This is a genomic window from Deinococcus alpinitundrae (assembly GCF_009982895.1).
Taxonomy (GTDB): domain Bacteria; phylum Deinococcota; class Deinococci; order Deinococcales; family Deinococcaceae; genus Deinococcus; species Deinococcus alpinitundrae.
Map to the genome: position 1 here is coordinate 17,529 of NZ_WXZL01000023.1, position 16,314 is coordinate 33,842.

The 16,314-nt window shown below is 67.0% G+C and carries 17 protein-coding genes; 12 read left to right on the forward strand and 5 right to left on the reverse strand.

What is annotated here, in order from left to right; translation table 11 throughout:
• The first annotated feature begins 72 nt into the window (after positions 1-72).
• The 4 genes from GUI70_RS17440 to rpmE all read left to right on the forward strand — a co-directional run bounded on the left by GUI70_RS17440 (position 73) and on the right by rpmE (position 4,998).
• Positions 73-216 (forward strand): hypothetical protein, encoded by a 144-nt coding sequence (locus GUI70_RS17440; protein ID WP_237725006.1) that lies wholly within the window; start codon positions 73-75, stop codon positions 214-216.
• Between the two features lie 96 nt (positions 217-312).
• A complete protein-coding gene (mutS, locus tag GUI70_RS17445) occupies positions 313-2,886 on the forward strand; it encodes a DNA mismatch repair protein MutS (protein ID WP_237725007.1) in 2,574 nt (857 codons plus the stop codon).
• Between the two features lie 28 nt (positions 2,887-2,914).
• Complete coding sequence (gene mutL, locus GUI70_RS17450) at positions 2,915-4,570, forward strand: DNA mismatch repair endonuclease MutL (RefSeq protein ID WP_161883592.1); 1,656 nt, start codon at positions 2,915-2,917, stop codon at positions 4,568-4,570.
• A gap of 209 nt (positions 4,571-4,779) precedes the next feature.
• Complete coding sequence (rpmE, locus tag GUI70_RS17455; RefSeq protein WP_161883593.1) at positions 4,780-4,998, forward strand: 50S ribosomal protein L31; 219 nt, start codon at positions 4,780-4,782, stop codon at positions 4,996-4,998.
• A 133-nt stretch (positions 4,999-5,131) separates the two neighbouring features.
• Here the strand turns inward: rpmE and GUI70_RS17460 are convergent, their stop codons facing one another.
• Both GUI70_RS17460 and argC read right to left on the reverse strand, forming a co-directional pair.
• Positions 5,132-6,418, reverse strand: a complete 1,287-nt coding sequence (locus GUI70_RS17460) for a 3-isopropylmalate dehydratase large subunit (protein ID WP_237725008.1) — start codon at positions 6,416-6,418, stop codon at positions 5,132-5,134.
• A 50-nt stretch (positions 6,419-6,468) separates the two neighbouring features.
• Positions 6,469-7,527 (reverse strand): N-acetyl-gamma-glutamyl-phosphate reductase, encoded by a 1,059-nt coding sequence (gene argC / locus GUI70_RS17465; protein WP_161883594.1) that lies wholly within the window; start codon positions 7,525-7,527, stop codon positions 6,469-6,471.
• Between the two features lie 193 nt (positions 7,528-7,720).
• On the opposite strand from argC, the gene GUI70_RS17470 reads away from it, so the two are divergent.
• Together GUI70_RS17470 and GUI70_RS17475 are read left to right on the forward strand one after the other, a co-directional pair.
• The gene (locus tag GUI70_RS17470) at positions 7,721-8,500 is read left to right on the forward strand and encodes a DUF4388 domain-containing protein (protein ID WP_161883595.1); all 780 of its coding nucleotides are present in this window, start codon (positions 7,721-7,723) and stop codon (positions 8,498-8,500) included.
• Between the two features lie 95 nt (positions 8,501-8,595).
• Positions 8,596-9,696: an NADH:flavin oxidoreductase/NADH oxidase gene (locus tag GUI70_RS17475; RefSeq protein WP_161883596.1), complete on the forward strand. Its 1,101-nt coding sequence runs from the start codon at positions 8,596-8,598 to the stop codon at positions 9,694-9,696.
• 37 nt (positions 9,697-9,733) lie between these two features.
• Here GUI70_RS17475 and GUI70_RS17480 read toward each other — a convergent pair whose 3' ends face one another.
• Positions 9,734-10,429, reverse strand: coding sequence for a septum site-determining protein MinC (locus tag GUI70_RS17480; protein ID WP_161883597.1), 696 nt, complete (start codon positions 10,427-10,429; stop codon positions 9,734-9,736).
• A 119-nt stretch (positions 10,430-10,548) separates the two neighbouring features.
• Here GUI70_RS17480 and GUI70_RS17485 point away from each other — a divergent pair, with 119 nt between their 5' ends.
• The 3 genes from GUI70_RS17485 (at position 10,549) to GUI70_RS17495 (ending at position 12,525) form a co-directional block, all read left to right on the forward strand.
• Positions 10,549-10,962, forward strand: coding sequence for a S1 RNA-binding domain-containing protein (locus GUI70_RS17485; protein WP_161883598.1), 414 nt, complete (start codon positions 10,549-10,551; stop codon positions 10,960-10,962).
• Positions 10,963-11,135: 173 nt separating this feature from the next.
• Positions 11,136-11,858 carry a response regulator gene (locus tag GUI70_RS17490; RefSeq protein ID WP_161883599.1) on the forward strand — a complete coding sequence of 241 codons (723 nt, stop codon included), beginning with the start codon at positions 11,136-11,138 and terminating at the stop codon, positions 11,856-11,858.
• A gap of 43 nt (positions 11,859-11,901) precedes the next feature.
• On the forward strand, positions 11,902-12,525 hold the full coding sequence (locus GUI70_RS17495) for a thymidine kinase (protein WP_161883600.1): 624 nt from the start codon (positions 11,902-11,904) through the stop codon (positions 12,523-12,525).
• Positions 12,526-12,527: 2 nt separating this feature from the next.
• On the opposite strand, the gene GUI70_RS17500 is transcribed toward GUI70_RS17495, so the two are convergent.
• Entirely contained in the window at positions 12,528-13,055 is a 528-nt protein-coding gene (locus tag GUI70_RS17500; RefSeq protein WP_161883601.1) for a DcrB/PsbP domain-containing protein, read from the reverse strand.
• 238 nt (positions 13,056-13,293) lie between these two features.
• Positions 13,294-14,064 (reverse strand): DNA repair protein RecO, encoded by a 771-nt coding sequence (gene recO, locus GUI70_RS17505; protein WP_161883602.1) that lies wholly within the window; start codon positions 14,062-14,064, stop codon positions 13,294-13,296.
• Between the two features lie 155 nt (positions 14,065-14,219).
• On the opposite strand from recO, the gene GUI70_RS17510 reads away from it, so the two are divergent.
• The 3 genes from GUI70_RS17510 to GUI70_RS17520 all read left to right on the forward strand — a co-directional run bounded on the left by GUI70_RS17510 (position 14,220) and on the right by GUI70_RS17520 (position 16,313).
• Positions 14,220-14,603: a hypothetical protein gene (locus GUI70_RS17510; RefSeq protein WP_161883603.1), complete on the forward strand. Its 384-nt coding sequence runs from the start codon at positions 14,220-14,222 to the stop codon at positions 14,601-14,603.
• Positions 14,604-14,664: 61 nt separating this feature from the next.
• The gene (locus GUI70_RS17515) at positions 14,665-15,384 is read left to right on the forward strand and encodes a GntR family transcriptional regulator (RefSeq protein WP_161883604.1); all 720 of its coding nucleotides are present in this window, start codon (positions 14,665-14,667) and stop codon (positions 15,382-15,384) included.
• Complete coding sequence (locus GUI70_RS17520; RefSeq protein WP_161883605.1) at positions 15,381-16,313, forward strand: proline dehydrogenase family protein; 933 nt, start codon at positions 15,381-15,383, stop codon at positions 16,311-16,313. Before GUI70_RS17515 ends, GUI70_RS17520 begins: the two co-directional genes overlap by 4 nt.
• Position 16,314: the final 1 nt, after the last annotated feature.

The window sequence follows — 16,314 nt, forward strand, 5'->3', positions numbered from 1 at the left end:
TTCCCGGCACGGTCAAACAAAAAAGGGTCGGGCGTCAAAGCAGATCGCTGACACCCAGCCCGGTTGGGCAGTTTGCAGTTTGCCGCCGCGCTCCAGGTTCAGTTCTCGCCGCAGGCCGAGGTCTACTGCTTTGGCGACGAGTTCGCGGCGGTGTGGCTCAGGCGGACAGCCGAGGACGAGGCGCTGGGCCGCGAAATCAGGTCCGGCAATGACTGAGTGCCGCTGATGCTGGCGCAAACTGAGCCGAGCCGCGCCCAACCGTGACCCCGCTCCCACGCTACGCCCACAGCAGAACGCTAGACTGCCCGGCAGATGACGGGAACCCTGACAGCGCTGGCGCTCGACCCGCAGCGCGGCAAACTCAAGGGCAGCGGCCACGGCAAGCTGCCGCCGATGCTGGAGCAATATGTCGCGCTGCGTGACGAGATTGACGCGCAGTATCCCGGTGCGCTCCTGCTGTTTCAGTGCGGCGATTTTTACGAGACCTTCGGTGAGGACGCCGAGCGGGCCGCCCGGCTCCTCAATATCGCCCTGACCCACAAGAGCAGCAAGGATTTCTCCACGGCGATGGCCGGAATCCCGATTCGCACCCTCGACAGCTTCGTGCAGCGCCTTCTCAACAAGGGCGTGTGCGTGGCGGTGGCCGAGCAGATGGAACTGCCCGGCGCGGGCCTGGTCGAGCGCAAGGTGACGCAACTGCTGACCCCCGGCACCGTCACCGAGGAGCGCCACCTGACTGCCGACGAGAATTATCTGGCGGCGGTGGCGACCGGCGACGGCTACGCGCTGGCGCTCCTGGACGTGTCCACCGGGGAGTTTCGCTGCGCCGCGTTCAGCAGCCGCACCGCTCTCTACGACGAACTGGCGCGCTGGCGTGCCCGTGAGGTGCTGCTGGCCCCCGAACTCTCCGAGAATGCCGCACTGCTGAGCGATTTCAAGAGTCGCTTTCCGCTGATGCTCTCGCACGGCAACTTCGAGGAATTGGCCTGCCACGCAGCACTCAATGCCGTGCTGGGAGAGGTGCCCGGCGTGCTGGAGAACCATACGGGCCTGACGCGGGCCTGCGGCTCGGTGCTCGGCTATGCCCGCAGCATTCACGCCGGGGTGCAGGGCGGCGAATTGAAGATGGTGCGCCGCCTGACGCGTTTCGAGCCGGGCGCGCAGATGCGCCTGAGCGAGTGGGCCCTCCGGGCGCTGGAAATCTTCACGGCCCAGTCGCCGCAGGGCCGTACCCTGATGGACGCTCTCTCGGAGACGCGCACGGCGGGCGGCAGGCGGCGGCTGCGGGCCTGGCTGCGCTCACCGCTGCTGGATAGGCTGAGCCTGGAGTCGCGCCTGGACGCGGTGGAAGCGCTGACCCGCGCCAGTGATCTGCGCGGCGGCGTGCGGGCGCTGCTCTACCGCGCCCACGACCTGGAGCGGCTGGCTGCACGCGTGGCCTCGGCCCGCGCCACGCCCCGCGAAGTCGCCTCACTGGCCCGCACGCTCGAACTGCTGCCCGACGCTTCTGACTTGCTGAGTTCAGTCAGTGGGGGAGGAGTATTGTCCGGCGTCCGTGCCCGGCTGGGCGCACTGCCGGACGTGGTGCGCCTGATTCGCGCCGCGCTCGTCGACGAGCCGCCCATCCGCGCTTCCGACGGCGGGCTGATTCGCGAGGGCTTTCACGCCGAACTCGACGGTCTGCGTAGCGAGGCGCTGGGCCACCGCGCCTGGCTGGCTGAGCTGGAACGCAGCGAGCGCGAGCGCACCGGTATCGGCAGCCTGAAGGTCGGCTACAACAACGTCTTCGGCTATTTTCTGGAAATCACCAGCGCTCACCTGGGCAAGGTGCCGAGCGATTATCGCCAGATCGCCACCCTCAAAGACCGCGCCCGCTTCACCCGCCCCGACCTGCGCGAGCGTGAGCGCGAGATTGCCCGGCTGGAGCAGGCCGCCGAACGCCTGGAAGTGGAGGTCTTCACCGAACTCCGTGCCGGACTCGCCGCCCACGCCGACGCCCTGAGCGAGGCTGCCGGTGCCCTGAGCGAACTGGACGTGCTGTGCGCGCTCTCCGAAATCGCTGCCACCCGCGCCTGGATCCGCCCGCACACCCTGGGCGACGACGTTCAGACGGTCACACTGAGGCAGGCCCGCCACCCCGTCGTGGAGCTGGTGGGCAGCGGCAATTTCGTGCCCAACGATGCCGAACTCTCGCCCTTGCGCCGCACCCTGCTGCTGACCGGGCCGAACATGGCGGGCAAGAGCACCTACCTGCGCACCGTCGCCATCTGTGCGCTGCTTCACCAGATCGGCTCGTTCGTGCCTGCCGACGCTGCCGAGCTGCCGATCTTCGACAGCATCCACACCCGCATCGGCGCGTCCGACGATCTGGCGGGCGGGAGAAGCACCTTCATGGTGGAAATGCATGAGCTGGCGGGCATCTTGCACCACGCCACGCCGAAATCGCTGATTATCCTGGACGAGATCGGGCGCGGCACGTCCACCTTAGACGGCCTGGCCATCGCCCAGGCGGCGCTGGAACACCTGCACGACACCGGAGCGTATACGCTGTTCGCCACCCACTACTTCGAGCTGACCCGGCTGGAAGGCCAGTTGCCGGGGCTGATCAACCTGCACGTGGCGGCCGAGGAGGACGCTGGGGCGTTGACCTTTTACCATCAGGTCATTCCCGGCGCGGCCCGCCAGAGCTACGGCGTGGAGGTGGCGCGCCTCGCCGGGTTGCCCGCCCGCGTGACCACCCGCGCCGCCGCCCTGCTGAGCGCGCTGAACACCCGCGAGGTGGGCAGCAGCACCCAGTTGTCCGCCGAACTCGCCGCCCTGGATTTGACCCGGCTGACACCGCTGGATGCGCTGGCGCTGCTGCACAAGTGGCAGGGAGAGCTGTGAGCGTGTTCGTCCTCGCTGCACTGCGCCCATGACGCCCATCCGGCTGCTTTCCCCCGAAACGGCCCGGCTGATCGCTGCTGGCGAGGTCGTCTCTCGCCCGCTGGACGTGGTGCGCGAGCTGCTGGACAACGCCCTGGACGCCGGGGCCAGCCGAATTGAGGTGGACGTGGAAGGCGGCGGTCTCGCGCTCATCCGGGTGCGCGACAACGGCAGCGGCATCCCGGCGGTGGACGTGCCACTGTCGCCGCTGCGCCACGCCACCAGCAAACTGGAATCGGTCGATAGGGTGACGACCCTGGGCTTCCGGGGTGAGGCGCTGTGGGCGGCGGCCCAGGCGGGGCACCTGAAACTCGTCACGCGCCCGCCCGCGCAGCTCGGCGCGGTTCAGCTCACCGCACACGGCGAGGCGGTGGAAGTCAGTAAGGTCAGCGCCCCGGCAGGCACCAGCGTTAGCGTGTCGGATCTGTTCAAGCACCTGCCTGCACGTCTGCGCACCCAGCTTCCGGCGGGGGCCGAGCTGCGCGAGATCACGGCGCTGTTGACCCGCTATGTGCTGCACTGGCCGGGGCTTCACTGGAAACTGACGGTGGACGGCGACACCAGACTGCTGCATGCGCCCGCCGATCACCGGGGCGCGGTGGCCAGCGTCTACGGCCCGCTCAATGCCAACCGGGTCATCGGGATCGACGCGGCAGGCGTGAAAGGTGTGCTCAGCCGCCCCGAACTGACCCGCCCGCGCCGCGACCGAATGCACTTTGCCGTCAATGGCCGCCCGGTCCTAGCTCCGCCCGAGCTGGAGCGCGCCGTGATCGACGCCTACGCCGAGCTGCTGTCCGCCGGACACGCCCCGCTGTGCGTGCTGAACCTGACATTGCCCCCGGAAGACGTGAATCCCAACGTGCACCCAGCCAAGGCGGTGGTGGCGCTGGCCGAGCTGCCGGAACTCTGCCTCAAGATTACGGCGGCGGTGCAATCGGCCCTCAGTGGGCACCCGCTCTCGCGCCCGCTGCCCGAACTCCGCGCGCCCGCGCCCGCTTCCAGCCCGGTCAGCGGTGGCAACTTTCCAGCGCTGAGTCTGGTCGGCCTCTACCGCGAAACCTACCTGCTGGCCGAGGGCGAGGGTGATCTGTGGGTCATTGACGCCCACGCCGCCCACGAGCGGGTGCTCTATGAGGAACTCGCGCGCCGCCTGCGGACCGAGCCGCCCTACGAGTTGCCGGAACCCGAACTGCTGCAGCTCGGCCCTGAGCAACTCGCCCGGCTGCACGAACGCGACGCCGAACTCAGGAGCTGGGGGCTGACCCTGGAGGAATTCGGCGCAGGCCTGGCGCGGTTGCGCACCCTGCCTGCCGTGCTGGCCGCCCTGCCGCTGCTGAGGCTCCACGAGCAGATCATCGAATCTGCGCTGGGCCTGGGTTCCTCACCCGAGCGCGAGGTGCTAGGCCGCCTGGCCTGCGCTCCGGCGCTCAAAGCCGGGATGCTGACGCTGGAGCGCGGCGCGGCGGTGCTCGCTCAGCTGGCGGCCTGCGATCAGCCGTGGGCCTGCCCGCACGGACGGCCCACCGTGCTGCGGCTCTCCGAGCGCGACCTGATGCACAGCTTTGGCCGCCGCAACGTGCGCGACGTGGCGCGCGGCCGCGACGAGACGGAGCTGAAGGTGGCGCTGAGCCTGGAGGCCGACTAGTGGATGACCACAGGCATGAGGCACTGAAAACTCGCATGAACCAAGATTGCAGATATTGCGTCCTGAACAGCTTTCAAAATTCTCATCATCGTGGAGTCATAAACCAAGCCATGCCTGTGGCAGACCACTAACTGAGGGGCCGGAAACCTGCTATACTCTTTCGGTTAGCCCGGTCACGCACCCAAGACGTGCCGGCGAAGGAAACGACCATGCAAAAAGACATTCATCCCAAAGCGGTTCCCTGCAAAATCATCTACCAGGGCAAAGTGGTTCTCGAAACCATGAGCACCCGGCCTGAAATTCACGTCGACGTGTGGAGCGGTGTGCACCCCTTCTGGACCGGTGAGGAGCGCTTCCTCGACGCCGAGGGCCGCGTGGACAAGTTCAACAAGCGCTTCGGCGACAGCTACCGCAACCGCGGCAAGTAATTCTCCCAAAGAAAAAAGGCCACCGCAACCGGGTGGCCTTTTTTTATTCTCTATCGAGCGGGTTTGGCTCAGTTTCGCAGACATTGTCCGGATCGCCAGGACAAAAAGAAGGGGTGGAGGCGAACGGCAATGCTCATGCCGCGCCCCCAACCCCCTTCAACACATCCTCCGGCAAGGCGATTCTCCCTTTGATTGCCGTTGCCGCCGCCACTGCTGGCGAGGCCAGATAAATCTTGGCGTCCTTGTCGCCCATGCGGCCGATGAAGTTGCGATTTGAGGTGCTCACGCAGACCTCGCCGGGGGCCAGCACGCCCTGGTGCCGCCCCATGCACGGCCCGCAGCCCGGCGTGCCCAGCACCGCGCCCGCCTGAATCAGGGTGAGCAGCGTGCCGTCGGCCATCGCCTGCTCCATCACCTCGCTGCTGGCGGGAATGACCAGCAGGCGGGTGGTCGGGTCGACCTTCTGACCCCTTAAAACGTCAGCGGCGGCGTGGAGATCGTCGAGCCGTCCGTTGGTACAGGTGCCGATAAAAACCTGATCGACCTTGAGGCCGCGCAGCTCCGAGACGTCGTGCACATTGTCCACCTCGCTCGGCGCACTCATGCGCGGGTTGAGGGTGCTCAGGTCAATCTCCACCTCGCGCACATACGTTGCGCCCGCCTGCGGGTAGACCCATTCCGGCACGTTGTACATGGTCAGAATCTCGCCGCCCGGTACCACCAGTCCGGCCTTCGCGCCCGCCTCCACGCAGAGGTTGGCCAGCGTCATCCGCTCGCCACGCGTGAAGCGGTCCCCGGCGTGAATCTCCACACTTTGATAGGTGGCTCCGTCCGCGCCCAGCCGGGCGATCATTTCCAGTGCCACGTCCTTTGCGCCGACGCCGGGCCGCACCTCTCCCGTCAAGGTGACTTTCACGCTCTCCGGCACCCGCAGCCAGGTCTTGCCGCTGGCTGCGGCCAGGGCGATGTCGGTGGCCCCCATGCCGCTGCCGAAGGCCGCCACCGCGCCGTAGGTCGTCGAGTGGCTGTCGCTGCCCAGCACGATCCAGCCGGGCTGCGCCAGGCCCTCTTCCATCAAGACTTGATGGCAGATGCCGCGCCCCACGTCAAAGAGCCGCACGCCAGTCTGGGCGGCATACTCGCGGGCCTCTTTCTGTGCCTGCGCCACGCTGACGGTGCTGGCCGGGGCCACGTGGTCGATGACGATACTCACGCGCTCGGGGTATTTGGGCACGGCGGCCAGATCCTTCTGCATCCGCTCGATGAAGCTCTGGGCGATGGAGTCCACGACCATCACCTGATCGACCTCCACCACCGCCAGATCGCCCGCGTAGAAGGTGCCGCCCCCGCGCCGCGACAGAATGCGCTCGGCCATCGTCTGGGGTCGTCGTGGGGTGTCTGTCGTGTGTGAAGCGGTCATCGGTGGGCCTCCTGGGCGGGGAGCAGTATCGGGGAAAGACAGGTCTGCATTCAAGCCGGGTGGAGTCCGGCGAAGCCCAGCCCGGCGCGCTCGTCCCAGCCGCGCGCGATATTCAGGGACTGCATGGCGTGGCCTGCCGTGCCCTTCATCAGATTGTCGATGGCCGCCATCAGGACCACCCGGCCGGTGTCCACATCCAGCTCGAAGCCGATATCGCAGAAGTTGGTGCCGTCGAGCAGCTTGGGGTCGGGGTAGCGGTGAATGCCCTTTTGTACCTTCACGATGCGGATGAACGGCTCCTCGCCGTAGATTTCGCGGTACGCGCCCCACACGTCGCGCTCGGAGTAGCCGTCGGGCAGCCAGGTCTGGATGGTGGTCAGGATGCCGCGCACACGCGGGGTGCTGATGGCGGTCAGGTGAATCGGGAAGTTGCCGGGCAACTCCTGCATCACCTCGGCGGTGTGACGGTGGCCCACCGGCTTGTAGACGCGCAAACTGCCCTCGCGTTCGGGGTGGTGCGAGGCGTGTGAGGCACTCGCGCCCGCCGCGCTGCTGCCGACCAGCCCGGTGGCGATGATGTCCTTGGGGAGCACCGTGCCGAGCTTCAGCAGCGGATACAAACCCAGAATAACCGAGGTGGCAAAGCAGCCCGCGCAGGCAATGCGGGTCGCGCCGCGAAGCTCCTCACGGTGAAGCTCTGGGTTGCCGTAGACCCACTCGCCGAGTTTGTCCGGCGTGGGGTGGGCCTCACCGTAGTACCGGGCATACAGCTCTGGATCTTTGATGCGGAAGTCGGCCGACAGATCGATGATGACCTGTCCCAGCGTCTCGAATTTCTCGATCTGTTTGGCCGCCGAGTTGTGCGGCAGCGCCAGCACGATCACGTCGGCCGCTTCGAGATCGGCCAGCTTGCGAAACTTGAGGTTGGTCAGGCCGCGCAGGTTGGGGTGAACCATCGGCACCGGCATCCCGGCGTTGCGCTCGGACGTGACCTGTGTGACCTTGAGGTGCGGGTGCGCGAGGGCCAGCCGCAGGAATTCGCCGCCCGCATAGCCGGAAGCGCCGACGATGGCGACAGAGAGAGGTTCGGTTGAAACGGAGACAGTCATGCTTTCCAGTAAAGCACATCGGTGCTATACAAATTGGAAGTCAAAGGTCCTGAAAGTTGGCGAATGATAGGCGATTTGGTGATTTCTGCTGCGCTGCACGCTCGGCGTCCCGGCTGCGCTAGCCTGGAAGGGTGTGTCAGGATCTGTGGTTGGCGTGTCGGTTCGGGTGGCCCCTTCAATCTGGAGCGCGCCGGTGAGTCAGGCGAGTAGCGGCAACTCGCTGGAAACCTTCGACTTCATCGAGTTGCTGGCGATGCTGGCCCGGGGCGGCAAGACCGGTGCGCTGCGGGTCGAGCGCGGCACCCAGGTGTTCACCCTGTGGCTCTCGGCGGGCCGGGTGCGCCATATGGACGGCGCAGGCCTGGCGACCGACGCCCGGGCGCTGGCCGATCTGCTCGAAGACCCGCGTGGCCGTTTTCAGTTCGAGGAAAATGAAACCGCGCCGCCGCCGACCCTCGATCTCTCCCACGACGCCTTCGCCTACGAGGCGCTCAAGCTGCTGCCGCCGCCGCCGCTCAAGTTTCCCGGCGCAGGCCGCCTGGAATCGCCGGAGCGCCTGGCCGAGCTGAGCCTCAACCTCTACGAGCAGGAAGTGCTGCGCGGGGTGGCCGAGGGCAAACTGCTCTCGGAGCTGGCGGCGGCCCGCGACCCCCAGGCAGCGGCGCTGCTGGGCCGCCTGGGACGGCTGCGGCTGATCGGCGAGCGCCGCACGCGGGTGGCCCGGCTGCTGGTGCAGGTCAGTCGCCGGGGCGGTGCGGCGGCGGTGGTCGACGAGAGCATCTACCGCCGCTGGCGCGAGGCGGTGGGCAGCCGCATCGAGCAGGTTCAGGTGCGGGGGGAGCGCGGCGGCAAGGTGCACGTGTTGCCGGTCGTTTCGGGGGTGCAGGTCGGCACGGTACTGGAATTGCCGCCCGAACTGCTGATCCAGACCGGGCTGCGCGGCGGCGACGCGGTGCTGGTCCGTCCGATGTGATGTGGTGGTTGTGATCCGTTCTTCGAGCGCGCACCACAACAGAAGATAAACCCGTTGACCAGACACAGCGGGCGGCGGCGCGGCACAATATGGGCATGACTTCTTCCCGCTCCGAAGCTCCCGGCACCCTGCTGTTCAGTCCGCTGCGGCTCAACCAACTGACGCTCAAAAACCGGGTGGTGGTGTCGCCGATGTGTATGTACAGCGCCCAGGATGGCCTGGCCAACGACTTTCATCTGGCGCATCTGGGCTCGTTCGCGCTGGGCGGCGCGGGCCTGATTCTGACCGAGGCCGCTGCCGTCTTGCCGGAGGGCCGCATCAGCCCCGACGACCTGGGGCTCTGGAACGACCAGCAGATCGGGCCGCTCGCCAGGGTCGTGGACTTCGTGCATCAGCAGGGCGCGCATATCGGCATTCAACTGGCGCACGCCGGGCGCAAGGCCAGCACCTTCGCGCCGTGGAAAGGCAGCGGTCTGGTTGTGCTGGAAGAAGGCGGCTGGGAGGTGGTGGGGCCGGACGATCAGGCCTACTCGCCGCGCTACGGTCAGCCCCGGCCCATGACCACCCAGGACATCGCGGACGTGGTGGTGGCCTTCGGGGTCAGCGCCGAGCGCGCCATGATCGCAGGCTTCGATACTGTCGAAATCCACGCCGCGCACGGCTACCTGCTCCACCAGTTTCTCTCGCCGCTGAGCAACTCGCGCACTGACGAGTACGGCGGCTCGCTGGAAAACCGTGCCCGGCTGCTGCTGGACGTGACCCGCAAGGTGCGCGCGGTGTGGCCCGCGCACCTGCCTGTCTTCGTGCGCCTGTCGGCCACCGACTGGGCCCCCGGCGGCTGGGACCTCGAACAGACCGTGGAGTTGTCGAAGTGGCTCTCGCGCGAAGGGGTGCAGGTCATCGACGTGTCGAGCGGCGGCCTGACGGCGGCGCAGGAGATTGTGCCCGCGCCCGGCTACCAGGTGCCGTTCGCCGAGCGCCTGAAACAAGACACCGACCTGACCGTGATGACCGTCGGCCTGATCACCGAGGCGGCGCAGGCCGAGCAGATCCTGCAATCCGGGCAGGCCGATCTGGTGGCGCTGGCCCGCGAACTGCTGCGCGACCCGCACTTCGCCCAGCGTGCCGCCGCCGAACTCGGCGCGGAGCTGATTGCCCCGGTGCAGTACCAGCGGGCCGGGCCGAAGCCCAGGTAAATCCCTGGTGACGGTGCCGCGCGGAAAGCCGTGCGGCTCACCTCGGCACGTGACTAGCCTCGATGACGATCTGGCCGTGCAGCAGCCGCGCCACTTCCGACTCCACCCCGCTGCCGAGTTTTTTCATACTGCTCAGGCTGCTGCCTTCCGGCGCACGTGCCACTGCGCCCGCGATGCGGATCTGGGCGCTGGCAATCGGCCTGCCCCAGACGATGGCACTCTCGCGTCCATCGGCTCCGGCATGCACCACCCCCCGGAGCGCGCCGAGCACGATCACGTCGCCGCCGGCCACCAGTTCCGAGCCGGGATTGACGTCGCCCAGCACCACCACGCTGCCGCCGTACTCGCCCCGGAAACCCGCCCGCACGCTGTTAGGCAGCACCACCGTATGGCTGTCCAGGCTGGACGCCACGTTGACCGGCATGGCGCTGGCCGTCGGCAGCACCGTGACCGGTTGGCCTGTCTGCGCGCCGCTCCCGGTGTCGGGCGTGGCTGGGCCGGGCACCGCAGCGGGCGGGCGCGGCGCACGCAGTCTGGCGATGTATCCGCCGGCTGCCGTCACCGCGCTGCGCACGGCATCGAGCGTGTCCAGACTGGTTTCCTGGTCGATTTCCAGCGTGACCTCGCTGGCCAGCAGGGCAGCGCGGGCGGCCAGCGGTCCGGCCACCGACTGCGGAGTGTCTGAGGCGTCGAGCTGAATGTTCAGGCCGCCGAGTGTGCCGCGAAACTTCATGAACCTCACTTTACAGCTTCGCAGCGGGCGGCGTCGCTCAGCATCTACTCCGGCACGCCGCCTGCGCTCGGCCAGCCCTGTCCTGATCAGCTAGCCCCAGCGCGCCGCGATGGTGTACCATGCGCTTATGCTTCTTTTGGAGGGCACTCTTCGTGCAACTTGATTCCGGCGCGGTCGCTGAAGGCCGCGTCACCCGCGTCACCGACTTCGGTGCGTTTATTCAGTTCGACAACGGCGAAACCGGGCTGGTTCACATCTCCCAGATCGCGCACTCATTCGTCCGCAACATCCATGACCATGTCCACGAGGGGGACAGCGTGGAAGTCAAGGTGCTGGGGCGTGACGAACGCGGCAGACTCGACTTGTCGATCAAAGAGCTGCTCGAAGAACCGGAAGAGATTCCGCGTCCGCGCGCCATCGGGCGGCAAAGCCCCCAGTTCGAGGCCAAGCTGCGCTCGTTCATGCGTGACGCCAAGGAGCGCACCACCGCTGGCGGCAAAAAGCCCGCGACGGCCACCAAGCGCAAGAAGTAAGCGCCAGCCACACAAGGATGAAGTCCGCTGAGGCGCTGACGCTTCAGGTTCGTTCACGACGCGTTGCCGGGTATTGTGCCGGGCGGCGCGTTCTCATGTGTATGTTCCGGGGCCGTGTTCCGCGCCACCCAGCCAAGAGCATGGGTTGCAGGCCATGCTCTAGACTGCCGGACATGAACTCTTCAAGCGACCTTCAGACCCCGGAGGCTGGCGCGACCGAAGCGCAGGCCGCGCTGCGGGGTCATGCCATCTCGCTGCTGCTGGTCGATGATCATCCGGTGGTGCGCAAGGGTACCCGTGAGCTGCTGGAGGGCCAGAGCGATCTGCACGTGGTGGGCGAGGCCGACAGTGGCGAGCTGGCCGTTTTGCGTGCCCGCGAACTGCGGCCCGACGTGATCCTGATGGACGTGTCGATGCCCGGCATGAACGGCATCGAGGCCACCAAGCTGATCAAGGCCGAGCGGCCCGGCGTGGGCGTGCTGGTGCTGACCAGCTACGACGACGACGCTTACGTGTTCGCGCTGTTGGAGGCGGGCGCGGCGGGGTACCTGCTCAAGAATGCCGGGGAGGAGGAACTGCTCGGCGCAGTGCGGGCGGTGGCAGCGGGGGAGAGCGCCCTGACCCCGGCGGTGGCCCGTAAGGTGCTCAAACGTTTCAGCGCCCAGAGCACCCCCAGTCCGGTGGACGAGTCCCTCTCGCCGCGCGAACTCGAAGTGCTGCGGATTGCCGCCACGGGCCGCACCAACAAGGAAATCGCTCGCGACCTCGACATCTCGCCGCGCACGGTGCAGGTGCACCTCGCCAACATCTTTTCCAAGCTGGACGTGGGCAGCCGCACCGAGGCGGTGCTCTACGGCATCAAGCGCGGCTGGATCGATCTGGGCAGCGTGGAGTAGCGGCCCAGATCGCTGCGCTGCGGCTGCTACACTCCCAAACGTCATGCTCAAATCCCCCTATTCCGGCGGCCACCTCGAAGTGATCGTCGGCCCGATGTTCAGCGGCAAGTCTGAGGAACTGATTCGCCGGGTCAACCGCTCGGTGATCGCCCGTCAGCGTGCGGTGGTGTTCAAGCCCGCCATCGATACGCGCTACCACCTCAGCCGCGTCGCCAGCCACTCCGGCCAGAGCGCCGAGGCGGTGGCCGTGGGCAGTACCGGGGAGGCCCGCGCCTACCTCAGCGGCGAGGGCGATCTGTTCGGCCTGCCCACCGATCTGCCGCAGGTGGTGGCCTTCGACGAGGCGCAGTTCTTCGACGCCGGGCTGGTGCCGCTCGCGCTCGAACTGGCCGATCAGGGCGTGCGGGTTATCCTGGCAGGCCTGGACCTCGATTTTCGGGGCGAGCCGTTCGGCGTGATGCCCGAGCTGCTGTCACGGGCCGAGAGCGTGGAGAAGTTGACGGCCATCTGCCTGGTGTGCGGCGCACCGGCCACCCGTACCCAGCGATTGATCGGCGGTGTTCCGGCCCGCTTCGACGACCCGGTGGTGCTGGTCGGCGCGCAGGAGGCGTATGAGGCCAGGTGCCGCGTTCACCATCAGGTGCGCTCGGCCGCCAGTGGTTCCTGAGCTTACTTGAACTTGATGCTGCTGAGCATCTTGCCGAGTGCGCCTTTCTGGGTCTGGGTCGCCTGCTTGGCAGAGGTCGCCTGGAACGACAGCAGGTTTCTGGCACTGACGCCGTACCAGATGTTGGTGTGAACCGTGACCCCGTTGGCCTTGACGGTCAGGTCGTATTCACGCTGGGTGCCCTTGACGCCGCCAACAGTGACGGAGCGGGTGCTGAGGCGTTTGACGGTGCCCCGGCCGTCGCCGATCATGGAGCCCTCCACGCCGCCGATAAACTCGGCCAGGGCTTTGGCATCGTTGCCAGCGCTCTTGTAGGGCGCATAGAACAGTTGCAGCACCACTGGCGGCGGCGTGCCCGGCGCAATCACCAGAATGCCGGGAAGGTCGTTGGGGTAGGCGCGCTGTGCCCACCCGGCGGGCACGTCGGCCTGGAAGGGAGCGGTGGAACTGGTCAGCGGCACGGCCAGGGCCGTCGTCAGGGTCAGGGCCGTGAGCACGCTCAGGACCGAAAAGGGTGAACTGGTAAACATCAGGTCCGGAGTCTACCCTGGCTCATACGGATTTCGATAACTTCCCGCCCCGTTGGGAACGCATCGCCTGCGCGTCCATAGCGTGAAACCGGTATGGTCTCGTTCTTCCGCTTCTTGGGCGGAACGGGGCACCTCTAGGAGAGGAGTGGCGTCCTCATGGGCGTCCGTTTACGACAATGACCTGCCTGCCTGGTCAGATTTCGCCGGTTCCACGGGTCGATACAGGTCGGAAGCCGTCTCAGGCGAGGGCGGGCTCGCCCACGGTGTTGCCGATTCCGCTGCTCCCCACTGCCGGGCTACCCACCAGCGCTTGCCAGCTCTGGACCTGGCCGATCTGCACCGTGACGAAGCGCTCCAGCGCCCGCCACACGCCGGGGCGCTGACCGGGCGGCAGCGGGGCGTCCATCAAGGCCCGCACGCTGCGCCGGGGCACCTCGCGCAGAAATTCGAGGCGCTCGGCGGGGTGCGGCGGCTGGTTGGAGCAGCCGCCGCACAGCAGTTGCCCGCCCAGCGGGTCGGGGTGCGCTGGGTCAGCCGCGCCGCAGCGGGCGCAGTGACGGGTGCGCGGCGCAAAACCGGCCAGCGAGAGCAGCTTGTAACTCATGACCAGCGTCACCCACTCGGGATCGGCGTGGTGCGACACCCCGCGCAGCGCTCCGGCGTAGAGGTCGAAGGCCTGCTCCGAGAATTCGCCCTCCTGAAACAGAGCGTCGGCCAGTTCCGAGAGCAGGTGGGCATAGGGGTGACGCTCCGGCTCACACAGGTGCGGCAGTGCACCTTCCAGAATGCTCTGCTTGACGGTGGCGAGGTCACCCTGCGGCGTCTGGTAAAGCTGCACACCGACATGGTGAAACAGGTTCAGGCGGCTGGCCTGCGGGCCACGCACCCCGCCGCGCGCAATCGCCTTGATCTTGCCCTGCGGGGTCAGCAGCGTCACGATGATGTCGCCCGCCGGGGTGACCCGGCGGCGCATGACGATGCCGCTGCGGTTGGTGCTGCGCGTACTCACGGTCTGGACCTCACCTGAAGATGTTAGCGCCTGAGCAGAATGAAGGGGGCGTTCTTGTTACGGTTCGGAAAAAGTCTGCCGATCTAGAGGGATGCGTGGCGGAAAATGGGCGGCAACTTCCATTGGCCGGGGCCGCCTTTTTTATACTGCCGAACATGAGTGACCACACCGAACACGACCTGCTGCGCGAACTGTTCCCGGAAACGGCGCGGGAACTGTTCGGTGACGCCCACATTCCCCGCGAGACGCTGGGCCTCTACCCGGTGGCCGACGGCAGGCTGGCCCTGATCAGCGGCGCGCAGCTCGCCGAGTTCACACCGATTGACCCGAAAGGCAACAAGGCCCTGCACTGCGATTTGTGCCATTACACCCGCTCGCGCAGTGAGGCTGCGGTGTACCGAGTGGTGGTGGGCGCGCGCCGCAGCCGCTACCTGACGCTGTGCATCGCTACCGAGAGCTGTCAGCAGCGGGCTGGGAAAGACGGTGTGCGCGGCCTGGCCGAGCGAATTTTCCCGACCGAATCGCCCTACGCGGAATAGCTCCTGGTGAGGCGGGAAGCCCGGCTTTACAAGCGCTGACTCGATTGTATACAATATCCACATGACGCCGAGTGAGGTGAAACTGCCAGCTTTCGAGCGCCCGACGCTGGTGCGCGAGGGCGTCTACCAGCATCTGCGCGGGGCCATTCTGGGCGGTGAGTTCTCACCGGGCGAGCGGCTGGGTGAGGTCGAACTCAGCGCACGCCTGGGGGTCAGTCGCACGCCGGTCCGCGAGGCCATGATGCGGCTGACCCAGGACGGCCTGATTGACACCGAGGCCAACAAGGGCATGCGGGTGCGGCAACTGGCCCTGCCGGAAATCACCGAAACCTACGTGGTCCGTGAGGAACTCGACGGGCTGGCGGCGGCGCTGGCTGCCGAGCACCACACCGCCAGCGACGCCGCTGCCCTGCGCTCGGCGCTGGCCCAGCTTGACGCCGCCAGCCCGAGCGCCGATCAGAGCAATAATTATCGCGAACAGACCCTGCTGGACCTGGCCTTTCACCGCCGTGTGGTGGAGGCCGCCCACAACGCTGTGCTGCTCTCGCTCTGCCGCGACCTGGAAGTGCGGGTGGCGCTGATCAAACATCAGACCCGCACCTTCAATGCCTACCTTCACACCCACGACCAGCACGCCGCCATTCTGGAGGCTGTGCTGAGCCGCGACGCTGAGGGTGCCCGTCGAGCGGCCCGGCACCACGTTCGCACGTTCGGCGCGCTGGTGCTGGCCGATCTCGCGGCTGCCCCGGCGCACGCCGCCCACACAGGAGAAACAGCATGATCGAGCAGCTTTATCGCAAGACGATACTGACGGTGGCCGGAAACAAGGCGGTCGAAGGCGTGATGCGCTCACGCGGGTGGGGCCTGGCCCAGCGATTCGTGGCAGGCCATCAGGCCGAGGACATCATTCAGGCGGTGAAAGAGCTGCAAAAAGACGGCATCGGTGGCCTACTCGATCTCCTCGGCGAGTTCGTGGACAGCCCCGACACCGCCAACGCCTTTGCCGAGCAGATTCTGAGCCTGATCGATCAGGCCGCTGCCGCCGGAATCCAGCCGTACATCACCGTGAAGCTGTCGGGGCTGGGGCAGGGCCTGACCGTTGACGGCGAAGACCTGGGCCTGATCAACGCCCGCCGCATCCTCAGTCGGGCCAAACCGCACGGCGGCTTTCTGGCACTCGATATGGAAGACCACCTGCGCGTGGACGTGACCCTGGCGCAGTTCCGAACGCTGTCGCAGGAATTCGGCCATGAGTCCGTCGGGACGGTGCTGCAAAGCTACCTTCACCGCACGGCGGACGATCTGGCGGCGCTGGCCGACCTGAGGCCCAACTTACGAATCGTCAAGGGCGCGTACCTGGAGCCGGAGAGCGTGGCCATGCAGGACAAGGCCGACATCGACCCCAGCTACCGCAGGCTGGTCTACGCCAACCTCAAAGCCGGAAATTACACCAACGTCGCCACCCACGACGGCGGCATCATCGAGGACGTGAAAATGTTCGTGCTGGCGCACGGCATTCCGCGCGAGCAGTTCGAGTTTCAACTGCTCTACGGGGTGCGCCGCGACCTTCAAAAGCAGCTGGCGGGCGAGGGGTACCGTGTCCGGGCCTACATCCCCTACGGCCACGACTGGTATCCGTACTTCTCGCGCCGCATTGCCGAGCGCCCCAGCAACGCCCTGTTCGTGCTGCGCGGCATGTTCGGCGGCTGAA

Bases quoted from the DNA above. Each gene is read 5' to 3' on its own strand.
- GUI70_RS17515 (WP_161883604.1), top strand. From the start codon at position 14,665: ATGACGCCGAGTGAGGTGAAACTGCCAGCTTTCGAGCGCCCGACGCTG.
- GUI70_RS17500 (WP_161883601.1), bottom strand. From the start codon at position 13,055: ATGTTTACCAGTTCACCCTTTTCGGTCCTGAGCGTGCTCACGGCCCTG.
- GUI70_RS17475 (WP_161883596.1), top strand. From the start codon at position 8,596: ATGACTTCTTCCCGCTCCGAAGCTCCCGGCACCCTGCTGTTCAGTCCG.
- rpmE (WP_161883593.1), top strand. From the start codon at position 4,780: ATGCAAAAAGACATTCATCCCAAAGCGGTTCCCTGCAAAATCATCTAC.
- GUI70_RS17485 (WP_161883598.1), top strand. From the start codon at position 10,549: ATGCGCTTATGCTTCTTTTGGAGGGCACTCTTCGTGCAACTTGATTCC.
- argC (WP_161883594.1), bottom strand. From the start codon at position 7,527: ATGACTGTCTCCGTTTCAACCGAACCTCTCTCTGTCGCCATCGTCGGC.
- GUI70_RS17460 (WP_237725008.1), bottom strand. From the start codon at position 6,418: ATGACCGCTTCACACACGACAGACACCCCACGACGACCCCAGACGATG.
- GUI70_RS17510 (WP_161883603.1), top strand. From the start codon at position 14,220: ATGAGTGACCACACCGAACACGACCTGCTGCGCGAACTGTTCCCGGAA.
- GUI70_RS17480 (WP_161883597.1), bottom strand. From the start codon at position 10,429: ATGAAGTTTCGCGGCACACTCGGCGGCCTGAACATTCAGCTCGACGCC.
- mutL (WP_161883592.1), top strand. From the start codon at position 2,915: ATGACGCCCATCCGGCTGCTTTCCCCCGAAACGGCCCGGCTGATCGCT.
- mutS (WP_237725007.1), top strand. From the start codon at position 313: ATGACGGGAACCCTGACAGCGCTGGCGCTCGACCCGCAGCGCGGCAAA.
- GUI70_RS17495 (WP_161883600.1), top strand. From the start codon at position 11,902: ATGCTCAAATCCCCCTATTCCGGCGGCCACCTCGAAGTGATCGTCGGC.
- GUI70_RS17520 (WP_161883605.1), top strand. From the start codon at position 15,381: ATGATCGAGCAGCTTTATCGCAAGACGATACTGACGGTGGCCGGAAAC.
- GUI70_RS17490 (WP_161883599.1), top strand. From the start codon at position 11,136: ATGAACTCTTCAAGCGACCTTCAGACCCCGGAGGCTGGCGCGACCGAA.